At 63.8% G+C, this 461-nt stretch carries 1 pseudogene; it reads right to left on the bottom strand.

The window, feature by feature from the left end:
* Nucleotides 1-227, bottom strand: a pseudogene (mhpB, locus tag CA951_RS42195) (3-carboxyethylcatechol 2,3-dioxygenase); the annotation flags it as partial.
* Nucleotides 228-461: the final 234 nt, after the last annotated feature.

Genomic DNA, 461 nt, shown 5'->3' with positions numbered 1-461 from the left:
TCGATCCCCTCCGTGAGAACCGACCGGGTCACCAGCCTAGCCACCTCGGCGTCGACGTCGAGCGGCCGGCGTGCGTATCCCAGTCGCCGACCCGCCGCCGCGCCCACACGGAGGGGCGGCATCAAATCATAGAAGAACCCGTTGTAATGATCCGGGCCGAAGATCACCAAGAACTGCGGATCGAAGTCACGCACGAACTCGCGGACCGCCGAGATGGCGGAGTCCACCTCTCGCCGAACCTCTGCGGCGGGCTCCAACCGCCCCATCAGAGGAGGAATGCGAAGCCACACAGCGCCGCTGTCATCTCTATCTCCCCGCCAGTTCAGGCAATAGAAAAATGGAGATACCGCCGCGCGGCGAGATGACCAGCGACCACCACAGGTGACGCAGTCGATCTACTACGACTCCAACCGCTTCCCGCAGCGGCGAAGTTCCGCTGACGGGGGCACTCCGTATTGTTG

This window comes from Rhodococcus sp. NCIMB 12038, assembly GCF_002165735.1.
Lineage (GTDB): Bacteria > Actinomycetota > Actinomycetes > Mycobacteriales > Mycobacteriaceae > Rhodococcus_F.
This window is presented reverse-complemented; position numbering and strand designations above follow the sequence as displayed.